Below are 18,677 nucleotides of genomic sequence, written 5' to 3' on the forward strand. Positions count from 1 at the left end.
AAAATAAAAGAAGCTCTCCAACCGAATCTATAACTTATAGTAGTGCCTATTGGTACACCAAAAATAGAAGCTATACTAAAACCAGAATAAATCCAAGCTACAACCATAGGTCTTTTTTCTTTAGTAGCAACATACGGAGTAAAAGATATTGATACAGAAATTAATGACCCAGAAATAATTGCTAAAAATATCCTTATTATCATTAAGAAATTATAATCAAAAGCTAAAGAACATAAGAAATTCCCTATAATAAATATTATACTTGCAAATATTATAAAATTAAACCTATTAAACTTACCAGCAATAGCAGCAGAAAAAGGAGTAAATATTGAATAGGATAAAGCAAACATAGAAACTAATCCGCCAGCAATAACCTCACTCACCTTGAAACTTTCAGCAATATCAGTTAAAACACCTATTACTATAAACTCACAAGTACCCAAAGCAAAACTCAATAAAACTAAAGATACAATAGCCAATATATTATTTTTATTATTATCAATCATATTTTCACTCTTTTAAAATTTCTTATTATAGTATATGATAAATGTTAAAAAAACAATTTACTTTTTATAAATTTATAAAAAAATTTTTAATTATAATAAATATTCATTAAAGGAATAATATTTTTATGAAAAAAATAATAAAAGAAATTTTAATACTATTATCTATAGTTATTTTTATATTTTCTTGCAAAAACAACACAAGCGTAAACAAATATCAAGGAACATACAGAGGAAGTGTTAATACAACACTTATTTCAGAAAAACAATTAATTGTTAATACAGCTACAGTCAAAGTAGATGAAAATAGTGCCATCAATGTTATGATGGAAGGCGGAAATATTTATGATAAAAATGTAGATATAGCAGAACAAGAATTAACCAAAGTTAATGATGATTCATATACTGCACAAAAAAATGGAAATAATTATACATTTGATTTTAATAAAGATTATTTATCATTAACTATTACTAATACTGATAATACTATAACAGAAGGAAAACTTTCAAAAATTCAATAATATTTAAAAATTATTGAATTTTATTTTGCCATCTTCAAATAAAAATCCATAAATAGAGTCATTAAACATATTAATTCCTCTTAATTTATTAAAATCATCAGTGCCCAAATATTCTTTGCTGAAGTTCTGCGATACAAATGGATTAGTCTTTATTATAAAATAAAGTCCATTATCCATACCAGTATATATCACTCTGCCATTATCAGACATTCCAACTGCAAGAGCATTATCTCTCGCTGCAAGTTTATATGCCTCTTTTAAATTAAAATTATCAAAAGAGGTTGTAAATATTATATCTTCTTTATGCTTGCCGTTTTCTATACTCATAGTAAGTATAGCTAAAACATTTTTATCTGTTATATATTTACAATCTACTATTTCCCTATAAGACATAGTATCTTCATCTGTAGTTTCTATATTATCTAAAATATATCTGTTTTCTTTTGCTCCTGTATTAATATTGTATACATCCAATATAGGCACTCTCTTATCATCTCTTTTTAATACTGCAAACTTATCATTAGTTAAATAAATCAGTTTTATAACCTTTTCGTATTCATTATCTATTATAGAAGATATGCTATATAATGTTTTACCCTCTGGAGATATTTTGTTTAAAGATACAAGTCCTACTTTAGTATAATTAGTATTAGTTACCTGTATAATATAAGTTTTCAAATCTGGAACATCATTTCCTTCAACAGATGGACCTTCTGAAGGAAGTGACATTAATACATTAGTGATTGTAATATCTCCAATATACGCTAAATTATAACCTGTTATATATACATTACTACTATTATCTATAAAAGATATTTTTGAAGTTTCAAGACTATTATATTCCAAATCAAAAGAACTAATATTACTTCCATTAGCAATAACCATTCTAGAATTAGAAACATCTATAGCATAAACAGTATTATTTTTAATATAATAAAAATCTCCAAAATAATATTCTCCATTAACTTCATATATTTTTGGACTATTTAAATCAACTATCTCATCTTTATATACATAAATATCTTTACCAAGCACAAGTTCCGTAACAGTTTTTGCAGGAGCAATAGGAGGCTTAGGCAAACATGCAAATACCCATATAGATAAGATAATAACTAAAAATAATAATTTTCTCATGTATAATCCTCACAAAGCTTTTATAAGCTCTTCTAAAGTTAAAGTAGAAGTACCCCTCTTTCCAACAACAACTCCCGCAGCAGTATTAGCAATTTCAGAAGCCTCTTTAAAAGAAAAACCAACAGAAAGACACATAGCAAGTACCGATATAACAGTGTCTCCCGCACCAGAAACATCAAACACACTTTTAGCCTTAGTAGGTATTATATAAACTTCATCTTTAAATGTTTGTATATCCTTATCAAATAATGCCATACCATTAGCACCAAGTGTAATCATAAGCTTTGATAAACTTAATTTTTTTACTATATCATTACCTAATTTATTTATAGAATCTGTATTGAAATTATAAAAAGGTATTTTACTATCAGAACCTTCCACAGCTTCTTTTAAATTTGGGGTCATTAAAGTAGCCTTTTTATAATAAGAAAAATGTTTTATAGCTGGGTCAACTAATACTTGTATATTGTTTTTGTTGCAAGTGTCTATAATTTTTTTTGCTAATTCTTTAGTAATAACCCCTTTAGCATAATCACTTATAATAACAACATTATATTCTTTTAATCTATCTAAAAAAGCATTCTCTATTTTTTTATAAATGTCTTTTGAATATGGCTCAACATTCTCTTCATCTATTCTTACTATTTGCTGAGTACCAGCAACTATTCTAGTTTTTGTTATAGTAGGTCTAGTTTCATCTACTATTATACCAGCATTAGATATATTCCAATTATGCATACTTTCTATAATAGTTTCTGATGACTTATCATTTCCTATAACACCAATGATACCTATATCGCCTCTTCCTTCCATGTTTAATAATGAAGCAATATTTCTTGCCACATTTCCAGCACCGCCTAAATAGTTTTCTTCATGATTAACATGTAAAACAGGTACAGGAGCTTCTGGAGATATTCTAATAACATCACCATAAGTAAATCTATCTAACATCAAATCACCAATTACTAATACTCTAGCTTTTATAATATCTTTTACTTTCATATAATAATATTCCTAATAATTATAATTAAATATTATAAACAAAATAAAAAAAATTGTAAATGATAAAAAAGATTAATTAGTTTGTCTTACATATTCTGATTCATCTAAATGTTTAGGAGCTTTCTCAGAAATATCTCTTTTTTCTTTAGAATAAAAATACTCTGTACCAGATATTTTATTTGTAATATACTTTCTTATATTAGATATATATATTGTAACACCAGGGAAAAAACCTTCCATAGAAGTGATACTGCTTCCAGACAATCTTTCAAACTCTTCAGCCATTTCATTTCTTTTTTGCTCTAGTTCTTTAGTTTCTCTTATTATATCAGTAATTCTTTTTAATATTCCTTTTATAGCTTCTCTTTTATCTGGAGCTATTCTTGCTATGAATGCCCTTGGATCTCTAAAGTATTCAGAACCAAGCAATGATTTAATCTTATTAATTTCTTCTTTATTAGTTTTTAAAGTATTTGTAATTTCTTTAAACAAAGCATCAGCCTCAGGATCTCTACCAACCATTATAGTAGTTTTTGATTCACTTATAGCACCAATACTCTTAGCCCAAACACCATTTAAAGCTTTAACAGAACCTCCGATTATAACACCTTTACCTTCTAATGCTATAACTCTATTACTGCTAGATATATCAGAATTAACTATCTGCTGACTTATAACATCATCTTTACACATAATCTTAGCATTTCTGATAAAAGAAGAATAAACCTTTCCTTTTATATTAATATCGCTATCAGGTCCGCCAATAATACCGCCAGAAACAATTAAATTCCCTCCACAATCTATTTTAGCATCTTCTATATTTCCGTAAACTTCTATATTCCCCTCTGTCTTTATACTAAAACCAGGAGTAACATTCTCTTTAATAATAACAGACCCATCAACTTCTATATTACCAGTGGATAAATCAACCTTATCTATTTCAACAGTATCGCTAACCGATAAAGTATTATTACTGCTATTTACAAGTATTCCCCTAATTGCACTTCGTATAGTAATACCATCATCATCAACTTTAAGATTATTTCCTATCTTATAACAAGTATCCTCATCAAAGTGAGCATCTATAATCTCATTATATATATCAAGTCCATCAACAGCAGGCTTCTCTGGAATAAAATGTGCTATTTGAACATTAGCATCTATATTATGTACAAAACTCCTCTCTTTAAAATCAATAGAACCATCTTCAGATTTCTTTCCTGTACCTATAGATAAATCATAATCCAAAACAACTTTTTGAACATTTCCATCAACAGGTTTTCTACCCTCAACAAATACACAACAAATTCCTTCATTATTTTTTATATTACGTTCTACAAGTTCAGCAATCTTATCATAATCTACCATGAGCTTTATAGGTATCTCAGAAATCATCATCTGTATCTCTTCAAGAGTAAGTTGCCTTTTAGCTTCTTTTTGCGGAGGAAGTACTAATACACCTCTCCATTTATATGAAACATTAATAACAGGAATAACTGATACAGATTTTAAACCATTATAAGAAACATAACCATAAGTAGTGCTTCTATATACACCTGTCATCTTGTCAAATTTTACATTTTTACTAGCCTTTATACCTTCTCTCTTTGATATAGATTTTAATATCTGCACTCCAGGTACAACATAATATCTTAAAAGCTCATCATATAAAGTTTGATCCTCACTATTAGAATCAACAATTTTGTCATATACTTCTCTTATGTCAATAGAATCATCAAATGCAAATTCATAGTTACTTTTGTCAATATTAAGATTACTGTTAGTCATTTTTCTCTCCTTTTATTAAATTACTTTTTGCATAAGAAAAGCATAACATCGCCTTTATTAAATTTTTTCACAAATTTATCAAAAAACTTCTTTATTATCTTATTAGGTTTTTTCTCTATAGGTATACTTCCCCAAGAAAAATCACTTATTATATTAAACCCAACCTGTTTTAAATAGTTTGAAAGCACAGGTTTTGAAAATAGCCATAAATGCTGAGGCATCACAGCTCTCCAATTACCTCCATATTTCTTAGCAAACATTCCATCAGCATTTGGAGTAGTTATTGCTAAATATCCTCCTTTAGCAAGTATTCTATAAATCTCTTTTAAAGTATCTGCAGGATTTGGCACATGCTCTATAACATGAGAAAAATGTATAAAAGAAAAATAATCATCAGGAAAAGCAACATCTATAAGAGGCTTCTCATAAATATTTAAATTATAATGCTTTCTTGCATACTCTGCAGAAGCAGAACAAATTTCTATTCCAGTAGTATCATAGCCTTTGCTCTTTAAATAATTAAGAGTCATACCAGTGGCACATCCTATATCTAAAACATTTTTGTTTGGAAGTTCATTTTCTATTCTCTCAAAACCTATATCTTTTAGTGCCAACTGTATCAATGCAAAAAAATTATCATGATTTGCTACTTCATACTCAAAATAATTATCATCATATATAGCATCTATTTCCTCTTGAGTAATAATAGGGTCTTGAAAGATAAGTCCACAATTTGAACATTTACTATAACTTACTAAATCTGTTTTTATATATGGTTTATATTCATCACTATGACAAAATTCACATTTTCGTTTTTCCACAATACACCTCGTCCATTCGTAAAAATCGGAAATAAACTACATTTCTTTAGCAATTAATAATTTTTATATATAGAGAATATAATAAAATAATAAAAAAATACAAATATTACTCTGTTTTGTTATTAACAGTTAATATGATTTCTGTATTGATTCCTATAACTTCATTAGCATTAGGAACTTGAGATAATACTACATTATTATCATAAGCTGAATTATTATCATCAATTTTTGGAAGTATTGTAACACTAGGTATTTTTGATATAATTTCATTTGATATTATACTAACAGCTTCATCATAAGATTTTCCTGTAAGGTCTGGCATTTTTACCAAAGCCTGTTCTGGTACGTTTACAACCAAATAAACTGTTCTTCCTCTTTTTACCCTCATTCCACCTTTAGGTTCTTGACTAACTATTGTACCTAATGGATAATCTTTGAAATAATGTGACTGTATATTTAAATTCATATCTTCTTTAGCTAATACATTAAAAGCTTCAAAAGCTTCAACTCCCTGTACATCTGGAAGTACAAAAGACTCTCCTCCAGCTTTCACAACTATAAAAACAACAATAGAAACTATTATACCCTGTAAAACAAATAAAAATATAGCAAAAATTATTAGCCTTTTTATCACTAAAAGAGATTTATCTTCTGTTAATATTCCCTTAGGAAGTATTTTATTCATAAACTTCTTTATATAAGTATTATAAAAATTATTAAACTTAGACTTAATTTTTTTAAATAACTCTTTCATAAATATAATTATTACTCCATTTATTTTATATCAATTAAAATATTCATTTATATTTAATTTATTACCGCATAAAAACTCTTTTACGCTTTGTCTTTTTTTACCCTCTCTCTGAAGCTCTTTTATAATATATATTCCATCTAATGCCTGAACATGTATGCCTTCATTATCAATATAAACTATTTTACCAAAATCACTACTGCTATTTTTGCTTTCTTTATATTCGCTTTTAAAAACTTTTATAGAAACATCATTGTAATAACAATAAGCAACAGGCCAACGTACAAATGCTTTTGTCATATTATGAAGTTCTAAAGCACTTTTATTAAAATATAGCCTTCCATCTTCTTTTTTTATTTTAGTACAATAAGTAGCTTTGCTGTCATCTTGTTTTTTTAGATTAGATATATATTTATCAACATTATCAAAAAACTCTTTTAAGATGCAAACTCCACTTTTTTTAATCTGTTCATAAAGCTCATTAAATTGCCAATTACTTTCTATATTAAACTCATCTTGCAATATAATATCGCCTTCATCAAGTTTATAATCCATTTTTTGCAATGTAGTGCCTGTTTTATCAAACCCATAAAGCAAAGCATGCTCAACTGGGCTTGCTCCTCTTAATATTGGCAAAAGTGAACCGTGAATATTCATAGGCATTATTTTTGGTATAGACAATGTTCTTTTTGAAAGTATTTTACCATACGCTACAACTATAAAAAAATCAGCATTAAAATCAACTAATGTATTATAAAAATCATCACTGTTGATATTTTCTGGCTTTAGTAAATTAAGATTATTTTCTAATGCTGTAACTGTTACGGGGTTAGGAATAATATTGCCTTTTCTGTCTTTTTTTGTGTCTATTGTAGAAATTACTGCTGATATATTTACATTATCTAGTTTCATTAATTGCAAAATACAATCTGAAGTAAAATCTGTAGAACCTGCTATTATTACATTATACATAAAGTTTATTATATCTGTAATATACTTAAAAGTCAATTATAATAAAAACGAATAAAAATATTTTTATAATTGTGTTTTTATTTTATTATTTTATAATAAATTTATAAAACCTAATAAAAAAGGAATGTTTATGATTAAATACGTTTTAACACTAACAATACTAATATCCAATATACTTTTTTGTTATAATCAAACTTTCAAAGTTGGAGAATATATTAAATATGATGTTTTAGCACAGGTGCCTGAGTTTAATATAAGCGGAAAAGTTGGAGTGCTTGAAGCTAAGGTGTTAGCTATTAGCAATGTAGACGGTGTTCCTGCTTATCATTTATATGCACATGTATATAGCACAGGAGCTGCTAATCTTGTTTATAAAGTAAGCGATGTATTTGAAGCTTGGGTAGCAACAAATGATTTTACTCCTTTACTATTAACTAAAGATGCTAAAGAGGGAGATTGGACTAATTATGAAACATTAAAATTTAACAATAAAGAAAAATATTTTATTTATAATGATAAAAGAACAACTGATGAAAAAATCACTTATGATGGTTTGGCTTTTGATGCTTTATCATTGGTATTTTTTATGAGGTTTGTTGATAAAAATATCGGAACTTTTTCTATTAATTGGCTTGAGGGAAAAAACCTAAAAAAAGATATTAGATTTGTAATAGAAAATGGCGGACAATTAAAAACAAAATTGGAAAGAAACAAATTAGAAACTGTTAGAGTATATGAAAATGGTAAATATGGTACAGATGCTTTAATATCAAAAGATAAATATAATCAAGTGCCTTTAGATGTTATAATAGCAGAGCAAAAATTATATGGTCTTACTATTAGAGTGAGAGGAATTATAAGAGAGTATAAAGACGGAAAATGATTCTAAAAAAAAATATAGAAGCTTTAACACTAAATAAATATAATATAAATACTATAAAAAAACTTGAAAATGTTAATGATAATAATAACTATGAAATAAAGTTTAATAAAAACAATTTAATAAGTGTATCATACAAAAATAAAGCTCTCACATCTCTTTATGCACCAATAGAAGAAGCTAAAAGATTAATAGAGCAGTATATAAAAAATACAGATTATACAGCTATATTTTTATCTATTGCTTCTTTTTATCATATAGATTATTTTTTGTCATTAAACGATAAAAATAAAGCTATAATAATAGAAAAAGATATAGAGTTATTAAAACTTATACTTTCAAATATAGAGATAAAATATACTGATAGAATAATTATATTGTCAGAAGAAAATGATGTTTTATTATTTCTTAATAATTTTATTAAAGAAGATAATGTTAAAAAGCTTGTAGTTATAAGGCATATAAGAGCTTCTAATGTTAGTGAAGAAAATAAAAACTATTATGATAATATTACAATACAATTATCAAATATTATAAAAGAGAGATTAATGTCTCTTACATCAAATTATTATTTTGCTCCTATATGGGCAAGAAACATCATTTATAATATGCATAATAATAATTCCATAGAAAGCTTTAAAAATTATTTAAATAAAGAAACACCTCTTCTTTTAGTATCAGCAGGAGCTTCCATAGATAACTACATAGAAAAAATAAAAGAATTATCAGAAAGCCATTTTGTTTTATCAGTATCGCATTCATTAAACACACTTCTTAATAACAACATAAAACCAAATGCAGTAGTATCCACAGACGGAGGATTTTATTCTCTAATACATATATTAAGTCTTTTTAAAGAAAAGAGCATATTGCTATTTACAACGCATACATCATACCCAGTAAACAGCATAAAAAAAGAAAGAAAGTTTTTTTTCTCGCACAATGAAAGCCTTGAAAAAATATTATATGATACAAAAGATAATATTTATTTTCCTATGGAAGGAAGCGTTATAATGCCTGCATTAAGAATAGCAGAGTTTTTAAATCCTAAATATATTCTTCTTGCTGGGTGCGATTTCTGTCATGTTGATGATAAGAGCCATTCAAAATATTCAAATGCAATAGCTCTAGATTTTATTACAAGTAGTAAAATAAACACATTTGAAACAAAAAAATATAAAAGATTAAATGATGATAATAAAATAAAATGCTTTGATGATTGTTTGAGAAACACTTCCTCTTCTCTTTTAAGCTATAAAAATCATTTTGAAAGTTTGGTTAATGATTTATCAAAGAATATAGATTTTTTTACACTCACAAAAGAATCTGCAAAAATAAAAAATGTAAATATCTATAATATGCAAAAATCTTCTAATAAACAATTAAAAGATTTCAAATATATAGAAGAAAAACAAAATAAAGAATTATTAAAAAATAAATTGGAATCATTAATAAAAGATATTAACTCTAATAACTTTTCTGATGATATAGATAAAATATTAAATATGATTTCTCCATGGCATAGAGACGCTTTTATAGAAGGAAAAATAAAATACGATGAGTTAAAAGATTATATAAATAAATGGTATGATGATATATCTATTTTTTTAGATTAAAAATATTTTCTTGCAAACTCTCTGCAAATAAACCTATATGATAACCGTCGCAAACTCTATGATTAACCTGTATAGCAATAGGCATTAATATTTTATTAGAATCATTATAATATTTTCCTATAGTAAATATTGGAGGCAAATAATCAAAACAATTATTGATGTTTAAATTAAAACCCTCAAAAGATACCCAAGGGATAGATGATATATTAAATAAATTTTTTATATTACAAACTTTTGGAGAAAATGATGTGCTCTTACTATAAGTTTTTATATCTTCAATACAATTATTATAAAACAAATTAAAATCATCATTATATTCTGTGTATATAGATGAAAAAGTTTTAGCATTATTATTAAATATAGTATAGCTTGGATTTACAATATCATAATATCCAAGTTTAGAATCCTCAAAAGACATCTTAAACTCTTTTATATCGTTTACAGTCTTTGATATTAAATATATCATTGTAGGATAAAATTTAAAAGAACTATTTACTATATTTTGTACTTCCAATTTTAAAGTAATGCTATAAGTACATTGATTAACATTAGAATAATGATAGTAATGCTCTTTTCTCTCCCAATTTTCAATATCAATTATATTAAACATTATTTACACATACCTTTTAATTTTTTTATAAAATTATTTTTAAACTATATCTAAAGGCATCTTTCTGTTAGGCTTAGGAAACTCTTTATTTAAAAGCTCTATGTCTTCTTTATCTAATACTATTTTTTGAGAGTTAATATTTTCTAATATATGTTTTTCGCTAGAGCTTTTTGGTATGGGTACTCTCTTATCAAAAGACATTATAAAAGCCAATGCTATTTGACTTGGAGATGCATTATGTTTTTTTGCTATATTTTTAATAACATTGTTGTTTAATAAATCTGTTCCCAAATCTCCAGCCTGTGCTAAAGGACAATAAGCCATTAATACTATATTTCTCTCAAGCATATAAGAAGCCAAATCAAAATCAACACCTCTTGAAGCTAAATGATATAATACCTGATTAACAGCACATTTATCTCCGTTTTTTATACTCTCAAGCTCTTTCATATCATCAATATCAAAATTAGAAACTCCCCAATCTTTTATAAGCCCCTCTTTTTTAGCCTCTTCCATACATTCAACTGTCTCTCTTAAAGGAATACGCCCCCTCCAATGAAGCAAATACATATCCAAATAATCAAGACCTAGACGATTTAGAGAATTTTGTAAACTAGTAAATAAATTATCTCTACCCGCATTATGAGGATAAACTTTGGAAACTATAAAAAGCTCTTCTCGTTTTATGTTTGCTTTCTTTAAGGCTTCTCCAACTATTATCTCAGCTCCTCCCTCTCCATACATCTCTGCAGTATCTATTAGCCTTACTCCATTTTTTAAAGCATAATATATAGCATTAATTTCTACACTTTTTTTACTTTCGTTCTCGCCCATTCTCCAAGTACCTATTCCAAATTTAGGAATTTTGTTTGAAGATTTTAAAACATAACTCATTATAAAAATCCAAATATTTATTTATATAAAAATCTTTTAATCTTTTTAGTAGGATTTTTCTCAAACTCTTCTTTTTGTATTTCAAAACTAGATACTCTTGCAAAATCTGGAAGAAGTTTATTAAGATTATTTCTCACTTCCTCTAATTTTGTTTTTATCTCTTCATCGTTAAGATTTGCAACTTGTTCAGCATCTAAATATACCAAAGCACAAAGTTTATTTCCTCTTTGAACAATTAAAGATTCTAATATATAAGGCATAGTATTCAATTTACTTTCAAGCTCTTCAGGATAAATATTCTGTCCACTAGGTCCAAGAAGCATATTTTTACTTCTTCCTCTTATAAATATTCTCTTTCCATCTACAAGCACACCCAAATCATTAGTTCTAAGCCAACCATCACGAGATAAAACATCTGTAGTAGCTTTAGGGTTCTTGTAGTAGCCAAGCATAACGTTTTCACCCTTAACCATAATGTCCCCAACTTCTTCAGGGCTATTAGAATCAATTTTTATCTCTAATGTGTCTATTATGCATCCGCAGCTTCTTGCCACATGCTTATCCCAAGGTGCATAACTAATAAGAGGACCACATTCTGTCATACCATAACCAACAGTAAACTTAAAACCTATATCCATTAAAAATCTTTCAACTTCTTCATTAAAAGCACTTCCTCCAACTATTACCTCATGGAAGTTAGCACCAAAAGATTCTGTTAATTTATCTCTAATTTTATTTTTTAATATTTTAGATATAAAAGGCAAAGTTAATAATTTTTTCATTATAGGCTTATCTATCGTAGGCTTTAATTTTTTGAAATAAATTTTCTCCAAAATTAAAGGCACCATAAGTATTAAGTTTGGTTTTACCTCATCAAAAGCCTTAAGCAAAATATTAGGACTAGGTATAGCACTAAGCATATATATACAAGCACCTTTGGAAAAAGGAAATAAAAAGTCAAACAAACAGCCAAATACATGTGCTAATGGCAAAAAAGAAAGTATATGATCATTTGGTTTTATAGGCATATTCTCTATTGCAAATCTTACATTAGCCGCAAGAGAATTATGATTAAGCATAACACCTTTACTAAAACCTGTAGTACCAGAAGTGTATATTATAGTAGCCAAAGTGTCATTTTCAAATATGTTTAATGAAAAAGTTTCTCTGCTAAAATTTTCTAATTGCACATCAAGAATCTCATTATACTCTTCTGTTAAATCATTTTTATGGTCGAATATAGTTAAACTGTCCAAATAAAATATTCTATTTAAAAAACTAAATTTTTCTTTGTCAATCTTTTCTATTATGTTTTTATCCATAAAAAGATATTTAGAGCCAGAATCATTCAATATAGAAATAATATCATCTTTGGCAAAATCAACTAATATAGGCACAACTACAGCACCATAGCTTACTATAGATAAATAAGTTAAAGCCCAATTAGCAGAGTTAGAACCGCATAATGCAATTTTGTCTCCTTTATATATCTCCATTCTTTTAAATATGGTATGCATTTTTAATATATGTTTAGCCACATCAGAATATTTTACAAAATTATCCTTACCATAATCACAAAAAGCGTTAATATCCCAATTTTCTTTAATAGAGTTAAAAATATACTCAGTAAATTTTTCATTAATCATAAACAAATCTCCTTAAAAAATATTAAACTATATTAGCAACATATCTAAACATAAAAACAGCATGACATATATTAGACAAAATTAAAAGAGAATAAAATAGTGGAAGAAATAAAGTATATCTTTTATTAACTTCATACATAGCAAGTCTATAAAACACCATAGCAATATTTAGAAGTAGAAAAGCAGTTAAATAAAGTATAGCACCATACTCCCCAACAGCCAAAGCAATTTTTTGTATAGCAATAAGCCAAACCCAATTTAGAAGAAAGTAGTATATGGTTTCTGTGAATCCTCTCCACCTATAGCTAAATACACTTCTTAAAGTAATACCAAGCACACAAAGCCCAGTAATAACTCCAAAAAAACTCCAGCCCCAACCATCTTGAAGTGATATCAAACAAGGCGGTATATAAACTCCCCATATCATCATAATAAAAAAAGCATGCGAAAGTATATAAAATACTTTTTTAGCCTTGTTGTTGAAAGGGAAAAAGTGATATATAGCATTAATTATATAAAATATTATTAAAAAACTAGAATAAAGAGAAAAAGAAGTAATCTCTATACCTGTTTTAGAGTTTATTAAAAGCCCTACCAATACAGCAATGGCTGAACTTGCACATATTATGCATATAATAGCACATATTATTGAAACATTTTTTTTAATTAAAATACTCATAATTATATCTTATATTTTATTTAATATAAAGTAAATGGTCATTTTTAACTATTTGCTAAAATTGCATTATGTCATTCCAATACCTATCAAAGTATCTATACATTCCTAATCCAGCAGAAAAATAATTATAAATTTTATGAAAGTCTTTTGAAGCCTCTTTAAAAGAAGAATTGTTAATATAACCTTTCTTAGCCATATAAAGCAAACATATAGAAGGCGAACGCGACATACCAAAATTGCAATGAACCAAAACTTTTTTATCTTTAATTTTTCTATCTATAAAATCTATAGACCTTTTAATCATCGGAGAAGCATAATCATAGGAAAGACTAGATATATCAAGCAAGTTTAAATACAAATCGTCATTGTTTTCATAAAAAGTTTTGTTTCCAACAGCACCATTAACACCTCTTACAAAACAGCTCTGACAAGCATGCACTATAGCACCATCAAAAACACTGCAATCATGGTCATTTCCCACATATAAATTATGACAAAGCTCAAACATAAAAATCTCCAATTGTTATACTATAACTAAACAACTATATTTTGTCAAAAATATTTTTTAAGTTTTTTGTTTGCGGTGGCTTTGCCCCCGTACCCCCACTTCTTTTGTCGCCACAAAGAAGCAAAAAGGCTGCATTTATTAGCTTAAAATGTTAGTATTACATATTATTCATAAAATATAAAGCACTTGCACTTTTTACTTCTTTGATGAAATTCGCACAATATAAGGCGAAATTTTTAGTATACGCTATACCAAAAATGAATATATTTCATTAACTTCTACTATATTATTAGTATTAACTATATCATATACATCAGTCTTTATTAGCAAAGTTTTTAAAAAAGGTATTTTTATAATATCGCTATCCCTATCCCCTATCATAAAAGAAGAAGTTAAATCTATGTTATATTTTTTGCAAGCTGTTAAATGCATAGCAGCCTCTGGTTTTCTTAGTACAGAAAGAAGTTTATATTTTTCAAGATTTCCTTTTATATGATAAGGGCAATAATAAAAATCATCTATAACAGCATCATGTTTTTTATATTCTTCATACAAGTAGTTATGAACATTCTTCACATCATCATTAGTATAATAGTTGTAAGAAACTCCAGCCTGATTTGTGGTTACTATTGTGATATAATTTTTTTCGTTGGCATATTTTACTATATCTATAAACTCTTTTTTTGTTTTTACTCTCTCAACCTCTCCAATATAACCAACATCTTCCATAAGCACGCCATCTCTATCTAGAAACAAGGCTTTATTAACTTTCTTATTTGCATCTGGAATATATAAAGGTATACCGTATAGATTGTTATTATTAAATGCTTCATCTATAATTAAATTAAAACTTTCATTATATTCAAATACTTTATTATCATACACAATCAAGTTTGATATAGAATATCCAGACAATGGATTTTGAATATTATCTTTTATTATCTTGTAGTTATCGTCTATAGTATATAATTTATCTTTATTGTTAAAATCAAATGTAAGCCCAACAACTACTGCTTTACTATTATTTAAGTTGTTATAAAACGAAAGAAAAAAACTTTTTATCTTCTCATACACTATTTTATCAAAATTATTCATAGATAATAATATATTATAATTTAATCAATATTTCAAATTTTAATAAATTAAATAAATTAGCTTTTTAAATATTACTTTTTTTAGTAATTTGTTTTAATAAAAATTGACAAGCAAAAAAATAAAACTATACTATATATATAAGAAAAAATTTATTTTTTTATAAAAATGTAAATAAAAACTTATAAAAATAACAATAGTAGGAGATTATCATGGCAACAAAAAAGATGGTTTACTTCTTTGGTAATGGTAAATCTGAAGGAGCTAAAGAGACAAAAGCATTGTTAGGCGGTAAAGGTTTAGGTCTTGCCCAAATGACAGAAAGTAAAGTACCTGTTCCAGCAGGTTTTACAATTACAACAGAAGTATGTGATTATTATTCAAAAAACAAATCATATCCAAAAGGACTAGAAAAGATAGTTGACGAAAATATCAAAAAACTAGAAAAGGCTATGGGAATGGAGTTTGGTAATGCAGATAAACCTCTTCTTGTATCTGTACGTTCTGGTGCTGCTATATCTATGCCTGGTATGATGGATACAATACTTAATCTTGGAATAAACGAAAATGTAGTTAATGGAATTATTAAAAAAACTAACAATCCTAGATTTGCTTGGGACGCTTATAGAAGATTTATTCAAATGTTCGGCGATGTAGCTATGGGCGTTGATCATGACAAATTTGAAGAAATTCTTGATGAAAGAAAAAAAGCAATAGCACCAAAAATCGGTAAAGCTGAAAAAGAAGTTAAAGATACTGATTTAGATGTAGAAGAGTTAAAAGTTGTAGTAGAAAAATATAAAGCTATGTACAAACAAGAAATGGGCGAAGCTTTCCCAGATGACCCTAAAGTACAATTATGGCATGCTATTAATGCTGTATTTAGGAGCTGGAACAATCCTAGAGCTGAAGCTTACAGAAAGTTAAATGATATAAGAGGTCTTTTAGGTACAGCTGTAAACGTTCAGGCTATGGTATTTGGTAATATGGGAGATACTTCTGCTACTGGTGTATGTTTCTCTCGTAACCCTGCTACTGGTGAAAACAAATTCTACGGAGAGTTTTTAATTAACGCACAAGGTGAAGACGTTGTTGCTGGTATTAGAACTCCTCAAGAAATTACATTAGATGGAAGTAAAGAATGGGCTAAAAATAATGGTAAAAGCGAAGAAGAAAGAAAATCTAAATATCCTTCACTTGAAGAAGTTATGCCTGATGTTTATAAACAATTAGTAAGCTATAAAAATCAATTAGAAAAATATTATAAAGATATGCAGGATATGGAGTTTACTATTCAAGAAGGTAAACTTTATATGCTTCAAACTCGTAATGGTAAGAGAACTGCTGCTGCTGCTGTAAGGATTGCTGTTGAACTTGCTGAGGCTAAAATTATTTCTAAAGAAGAGGCTTTAATGAGAGTTAATCCTGCTGATTTGGATCAGTTGCTTCACCCTATGTTTGACCCTAATGCTAAGAAAACTGCTAAAGTACTTGCTAAGGGATTAAATGCTTCTCCTGGTGCTGCTGTTGGTAAGGCTGTATTTGCTGCTGAGAGGGCTGAGGCTATGAAAGAGGCTGGAGAATCTGTTGTACTTGTTCGTATAGAAACTAGCCCTGAAGACATTAAGGGAATGAATGCCGCTGAAGGTATATTAACTGCAAGAGGCGGAGCTACTTCACATGCTGCTGTTGTTGCTCGCGGTATGGGTAAATGCTGCGTTGCTGGATGTAGTGAATTAGATATTGATTACAGTCAAAAACTTATGAAAGTTAATGATACTGTAGTTCGTGAAGGCGATTATATTTCTATAGATGGTTCCACTGGTGAGGTAATGCTTGGACAGGTTACTACTAAAGAGGCAGATATGTCTGAAGACTTCAGAAAACTTATGCAGTGGGCTGATGAAAAAAGAAAAGAAAAGAAATTCGAAGTTCATACTAATGCTGACACTCCTAATGATGCTCAAATTGCTAGGAAATTCGGTGCTGAAGGTATTGGTTTGTGCCGTACTGAACACATGTTCTTCAATGCTGACAGAATTAAAAGTGTAAGACAGCTTATACTTGTTGCTGAAGAAGTTAAACAATTAAGAGAAAAATTAGAAGAAGCTAAAAAAATTGGCAAAGCTGATTTAGTTGAAGAATTAGAAAAACTTTATAAAGAACCAAGAAAACTTTATGATGATGCTTTAGATAGTTTATTCCCTATGCAAATGGAAGACTTTGTAGGTATATTTACTGCTATGGCTGGTTATCCTGTAACAGTAAGACTTCTTGACCCACCTTTGCATGAGTTTATTCCTCATGAAGATTCTCAATTACAAGAGCTTGCTAATGAAATGAATGTTAGTTTTGACAAATTAAGAACTATTAGAGACTCTCTACATGAGTTTAACCCAATGCTCGGACACAGAGGTTGTCGTCTTGGTATCACTTACCCAGAAATCTACGACATGCAGGCTAGAGCAATAATTGAAGCTGCTGTAAAAGTTAAGAAAAACGGCGTAGATGTTCATCCTGAAATAATGATTCCTCTTGTTGGTACTCTAAAAGAACTAAAAATGATAAAAGAGAGAATTATCAAAATAGCTGATGAAGTATTTACTAAAGTAGGAGATAAAGTTGCTTATAAAGTTGGTACTATGATAGAAGTTCCTAGAGCTGCTTTAGTTGCTGATAAGATTGCTCAAGAGGCTGAGTTCTTCTCATTTGGTACTAATGACTTAACTCAAATGGGAGGCGGTTTCTCAAGAGATGATGCTGGTAAGTTCTTAAAAGACTATGTTGATAAAGAAATATACGAAAAAGACCCTTTCCAATCATTAGACCAAGAAGGTATTGGAGAGCTTTTAAGAATAGGTGTTACTAAAGGAAGAGCTACTAACAAAAAACTTACTGTTGGTATATGTGGTGAGCATGGAGGTGATCCTGCTACTGTTATGTTCTGTTATGATATAGGACTTAACTATGTAAGCTGTTCTCCTTACAGAGTGCCTATTGCTAGACTTGCTGCTGCTCAAGGTATAATTAATGCTTCTACAAAAAACAAAAAAGTAAGTGTTAAAAAAGAAGTAAAAAAAGCAGCTAAAGCTGTTAAAAAAGAGGTAAAGAAAGAGATTAAAAAAGATGCTAAAAAAGCAGCTTCTACAGTAAAAAAAGCTTCAAAAGATGTAAAAAAAGCAACTAAAGAAATAAAGAAAGTTGCTAAGGCTGTAAAAAATACTGTTAAAAAAGAAGTGAAAAAAGCAGTATCAAAAAAA

At 27.9% G+C, this 18,677-nt stretch carries 17 protein-coding genes; 4 read left to right on the forward strand and 13 right to left on the reverse strand.

Annotated features, from left to right (window positions below; all coding sequences use genetic code 11):
* The coding region (locus E6A48_RS08965; RefSeq protein WP_219709859.1) for an MFS transporter at positions 1 to 506 on the reverse strand (506 nt) is incomplete at its 3' end.
* Positions 507 to 631: 125 nt separating this feature from the next.
* On the opposite strand from E6A48_RS08965, the gene E6A48_RS08970 reads away from it, so the two are divergent.
* Positions 632 to 1,024, forward strand: coding sequence for a hypothetical protein (locus E6A48_RS08970; RefSeq protein ID WP_219709861.1), 393 nt, complete (start codon positions 632 to 634; stop codon positions 1,022 to 1,024).
* Between the two features lie 3 nt (positions 1,025 to 1,027).
* On the opposite strand, the gene E6A48_RS08975 is transcribed toward E6A48_RS08970, so the two are convergent.
* The 6 genes from E6A48_RS08975 to fmt form a co-directional block, all read right to left on the reverse strand.
* On the reverse strand, positions 1,028 to 2,158 hold the full coding sequence (locus E6A48_RS08975) for a hypothetical protein (protein ID WP_219709863.1): 1,131 nt from the start codon (positions 2,156 to 2,158) through the stop codon (positions 1,028 to 1,030).
* A gap of 9 nt (positions 2,159 to 2,167) precedes the next feature.
* Positions 2,168 to 3,160, reverse strand: coding sequence for a D-glycero-beta-D-manno-heptose-7-phosphate kinase (gene rfaE1, locus E6A48_RS08980; protein ID WP_219709865.1), 993 nt, complete (start codon positions 3,158 to 3,160; stop codon positions 2,168 to 2,170).
* A 72-nt stretch (positions 3,161 to 3,232) separates the two neighbouring features.
* On the reverse strand, positions 3,233 to 4,948 hold the full coding sequence (locus tag E6A48_RS08985; RefSeq protein WP_219709867.1) for a DUF342 domain-containing protein: 1,716 nt from the start codon (positions 4,946 to 4,948) through the stop codon (positions 3,233 to 3,235).
* A 20-nt stretch (positions 4,949 to 4,968) separates the two neighbouring features.
* The gene (locus tag E6A48_RS08990; RefSeq protein WP_219709869.1) at positions 4,969 to 5,769 is read right to left on the reverse strand and encodes a class I SAM-dependent methyltransferase; all 801 of its coding nucleotides are present in this window, start codon (positions 5,767 to 5,769) and stop codon (positions 4,969 to 4,971) included.
* A gap of 106 nt (positions 5,770 to 5,875) precedes the next feature.
* Positions 5,876 to 6,523: a PASTA domain-containing protein gene (locus E6A48_RS08995; protein ID WP_219709871.1), complete on the reverse strand. Its 648-nt coding sequence runs from the start codon at positions 6,521 to 6,523 to the stop codon at positions 5,876 to 5,878.
* A 30-nt stretch (positions 6,524 to 6,553) separates the two neighbouring features.
* Complete coding sequence (gene fmt / locus E6A48_RS09000) at positions 6,554 to 7,492, reverse strand: methionyl-tRNA formyltransferase (RefSeq protein WP_219709874.1); 939 nt, start codon at positions 7,490 to 7,492, stop codon at positions 6,554 to 6,556.
* A gap of 130 nt (positions 7,493 to 7,622) precedes the next feature.
* Between fmt and E6A48_RS09005 the strand changes: the two genes are divergently transcribed.
* Together E6A48_RS09005 and E6A48_RS09010 are read left to right on the forward strand one after the other, a co-directional pair.
* Positions 7,623 to 8,375 carry a DUF3108 domain-containing protein gene (locus tag E6A48_RS09005; protein WP_219709877.1) on the forward strand — a complete coding sequence of 251 codons (753 nt, stop codon included), beginning with the start codon at positions 7,623 to 7,625 and terminating at the stop codon, positions 8,373 to 8,375.
* Positions 8,372 to 9,988, forward strand: coding sequence for a motility associated factor glycosyltransferase family protein (locus tag E6A48_RS09010; protein WP_219709879.1), 1,617 nt, complete (start codon positions 8,372 to 8,374; stop codon positions 9,986 to 9,988). The genes E6A48_RS09005 and E6A48_RS09010 overlap by 4 nt, the downstream gene beginning before the upstream one ends.
* Here the strand turns inward: E6A48_RS09010 and E6A48_RS09015 are convergent.
* The 6 genes from E6A48_RS09015 to E6A48_RS09040 form a co-directional block, all read right to left on the reverse strand.
* Positions 9,972 to 10,598 (reverse strand): CatA-like O-acetyltransferase, encoded by a 627-nt coding sequence (locus E6A48_RS09015; protein WP_219709881.1) that lies wholly within the window; start codon positions 10,596 to 10,598, stop codon positions 9,972 to 9,974. The two genes, E6A48_RS09010 and E6A48_RS09015, sit on opposite strands and share 17 nt — an antisense overlap.
* Before the next feature lie 39 nt (positions 10,599 to 10,637).
* A complete protein-coding gene (locus E6A48_RS09020; protein ID WP_219709883.1) occupies positions 10,638 to 11,492 on the reverse strand; it encodes an aldo/keto reductase in 855 nt (284 codons plus the stop codon).
* Positions 11,493 to 11,509: 17 nt separating this feature from the next.
* Entirely contained in the window at positions 11,510 to 13,138 is a 1,629-nt protein-coding gene (locus E6A48_RS09025) for an AMP-binding protein (protein WP_219709885.1), read from the reverse strand.
* Positions 13,139 to 13,160: 22 nt separating this feature from the next.
* Positions 13,161 to 13,817 (reverse strand): hemolysin III family protein, encoded by a 657-nt coding sequence (locus E6A48_RS09030; RefSeq protein WP_219709887.1) that lies wholly within the window; start codon positions 13,815 to 13,817, stop codon positions 13,161 to 13,163.
* Between the two features lie 55 nt (positions 13,818 to 13,872).
* Positions 13,873 to 14,325 (reverse strand): dual specificity protein phosphatase family protein, encoded by a 453-nt coding sequence (locus tag E6A48_RS09035; RefSeq protein WP_219709889.1) that lies wholly within the window; start codon positions 14,323 to 14,325, stop codon positions 13,873 to 13,875.
* Between the two features lie 246 nt (positions 14,326 to 14,571).
* On the reverse strand, positions 14,572 to 15,420 hold the full coding sequence (locus tag E6A48_RS09040; protein ID WP_219709891.1) for a D-glycero-alpha-D-manno-heptose-1,7-bisphosphate 7-phosphatase: 849 nt from the start codon (positions 15,418 to 15,420) through the stop codon (positions 14,572 to 14,574).
* A gap of 209 nt (positions 15,421 to 15,629) precedes the next feature.
* Between E6A48_RS09040 and ppdK the strand changes: the two genes are divergently transcribed.
* On the forward strand, positions 15,630 to 18,677 hold a 3,048-nt coding region (gene ppdK, locus E6A48_RS09045), incomplete at its 3' end, for a pyruvate, phosphate dikinase (RefSeq protein WP_258018589.1).

This window comes from Brachyspira pilosicoli, from assembly GCF_019402445.1.
GTDB lineage: Bacteria > Spirochaetota > Brachyspiria > Brachyspirales > Brachyspiraceae > Brachyspira > Brachyspira pilosicoli_B.

Coding starts and splice junctions, on each gene's coding strand:
- E6A48_RS08975 (WP_219709863.1), bottom strand. CDS start 2,158: ATGAGAAAATTATTATTTTTAGTTATTATCTTATCTATATGGGTATTT.
- rfaE1 (WP_219709865.1), bottom strand. CDS start 3,160: ATGAAAGTAAAAGATATTATAAAAGCTAGAGTATTAGTAATTGGTGAT.
- E6A48_RS09040 (WP_219709891.1), bottom strand. CDS start 15,420: ATGAATAATTTTGATAAAATAGTGTATGAGAAGATAAAAAGTTTTTTT.
- E6A48_RS08995 (WP_219709871.1), bottom strand. CDS start 6,523: ATGAAAGAGTTATTTAAAAAAATTAAGTCTAAGTTTAATAATTTTTAT.
- E6A48_RS09015 (WP_219709881.1), bottom strand. CDS start 10,598: ATGTTTAATATAATTGATATTGAAAATTGGGAGAGAAAAGAGCATTAC.
- E6A48_RS09010 (WP_219709879.1), top strand. CDS start 8,372: ATGATTCTAAAAAAAAATATAGAAGCTTTAACACTAAATAAATATAAT.
- fmt (WP_219709874.1), bottom strand. CDS start 7,492: ATGTATAATGTAATAATAGCAGGTTCTACAGATTTTACTTCAGATTGT.
- E6A48_RS09005 (WP_219709877.1), top strand. CDS start 7,623: ATGATTAAATACGTTTTAACACTAACAATACTAATATCCAATATACTT.
- E6A48_RS08985 (WP_219709867.1), bottom strand. CDS start 4,948: ATGACTAACAGTAATCTTAATATTGACAAAAGTAACTATGAATTTGCA.
- E6A48_RS09035 (WP_219709889.1), bottom strand. CDS start 14,325: ATGTTTGAGCTTTGTCATAATTTATATGTGGGAAATGACCATGATTGC.
- E6A48_RS09020 (WP_219709883.1), bottom strand. CDS start 11,492: ATGAGTTATGTTTTAAAATCTTCAAACAAAATTCCTAAATTTGGAATA.
- E6A48_RS08970 (WP_219709861.1), top strand. CDS start 632: ATGAAAAAAATAATAAAAGAAATTTTAATACTATTATCTATAGTTATT.
- E6A48_RS09030 (WP_219709887.1), bottom strand. CDS start 13,817: ATGAGTATTTTAATTAAAAAAAATGTTTCAATAATATGTGCTATTATA.
- E6A48_RS09025 (WP_219709885.1), bottom strand. CDS start 13,138: ATGATTAATGAAAAATTTACTGAGTATATTTTTAACTCTATTAAAGAA.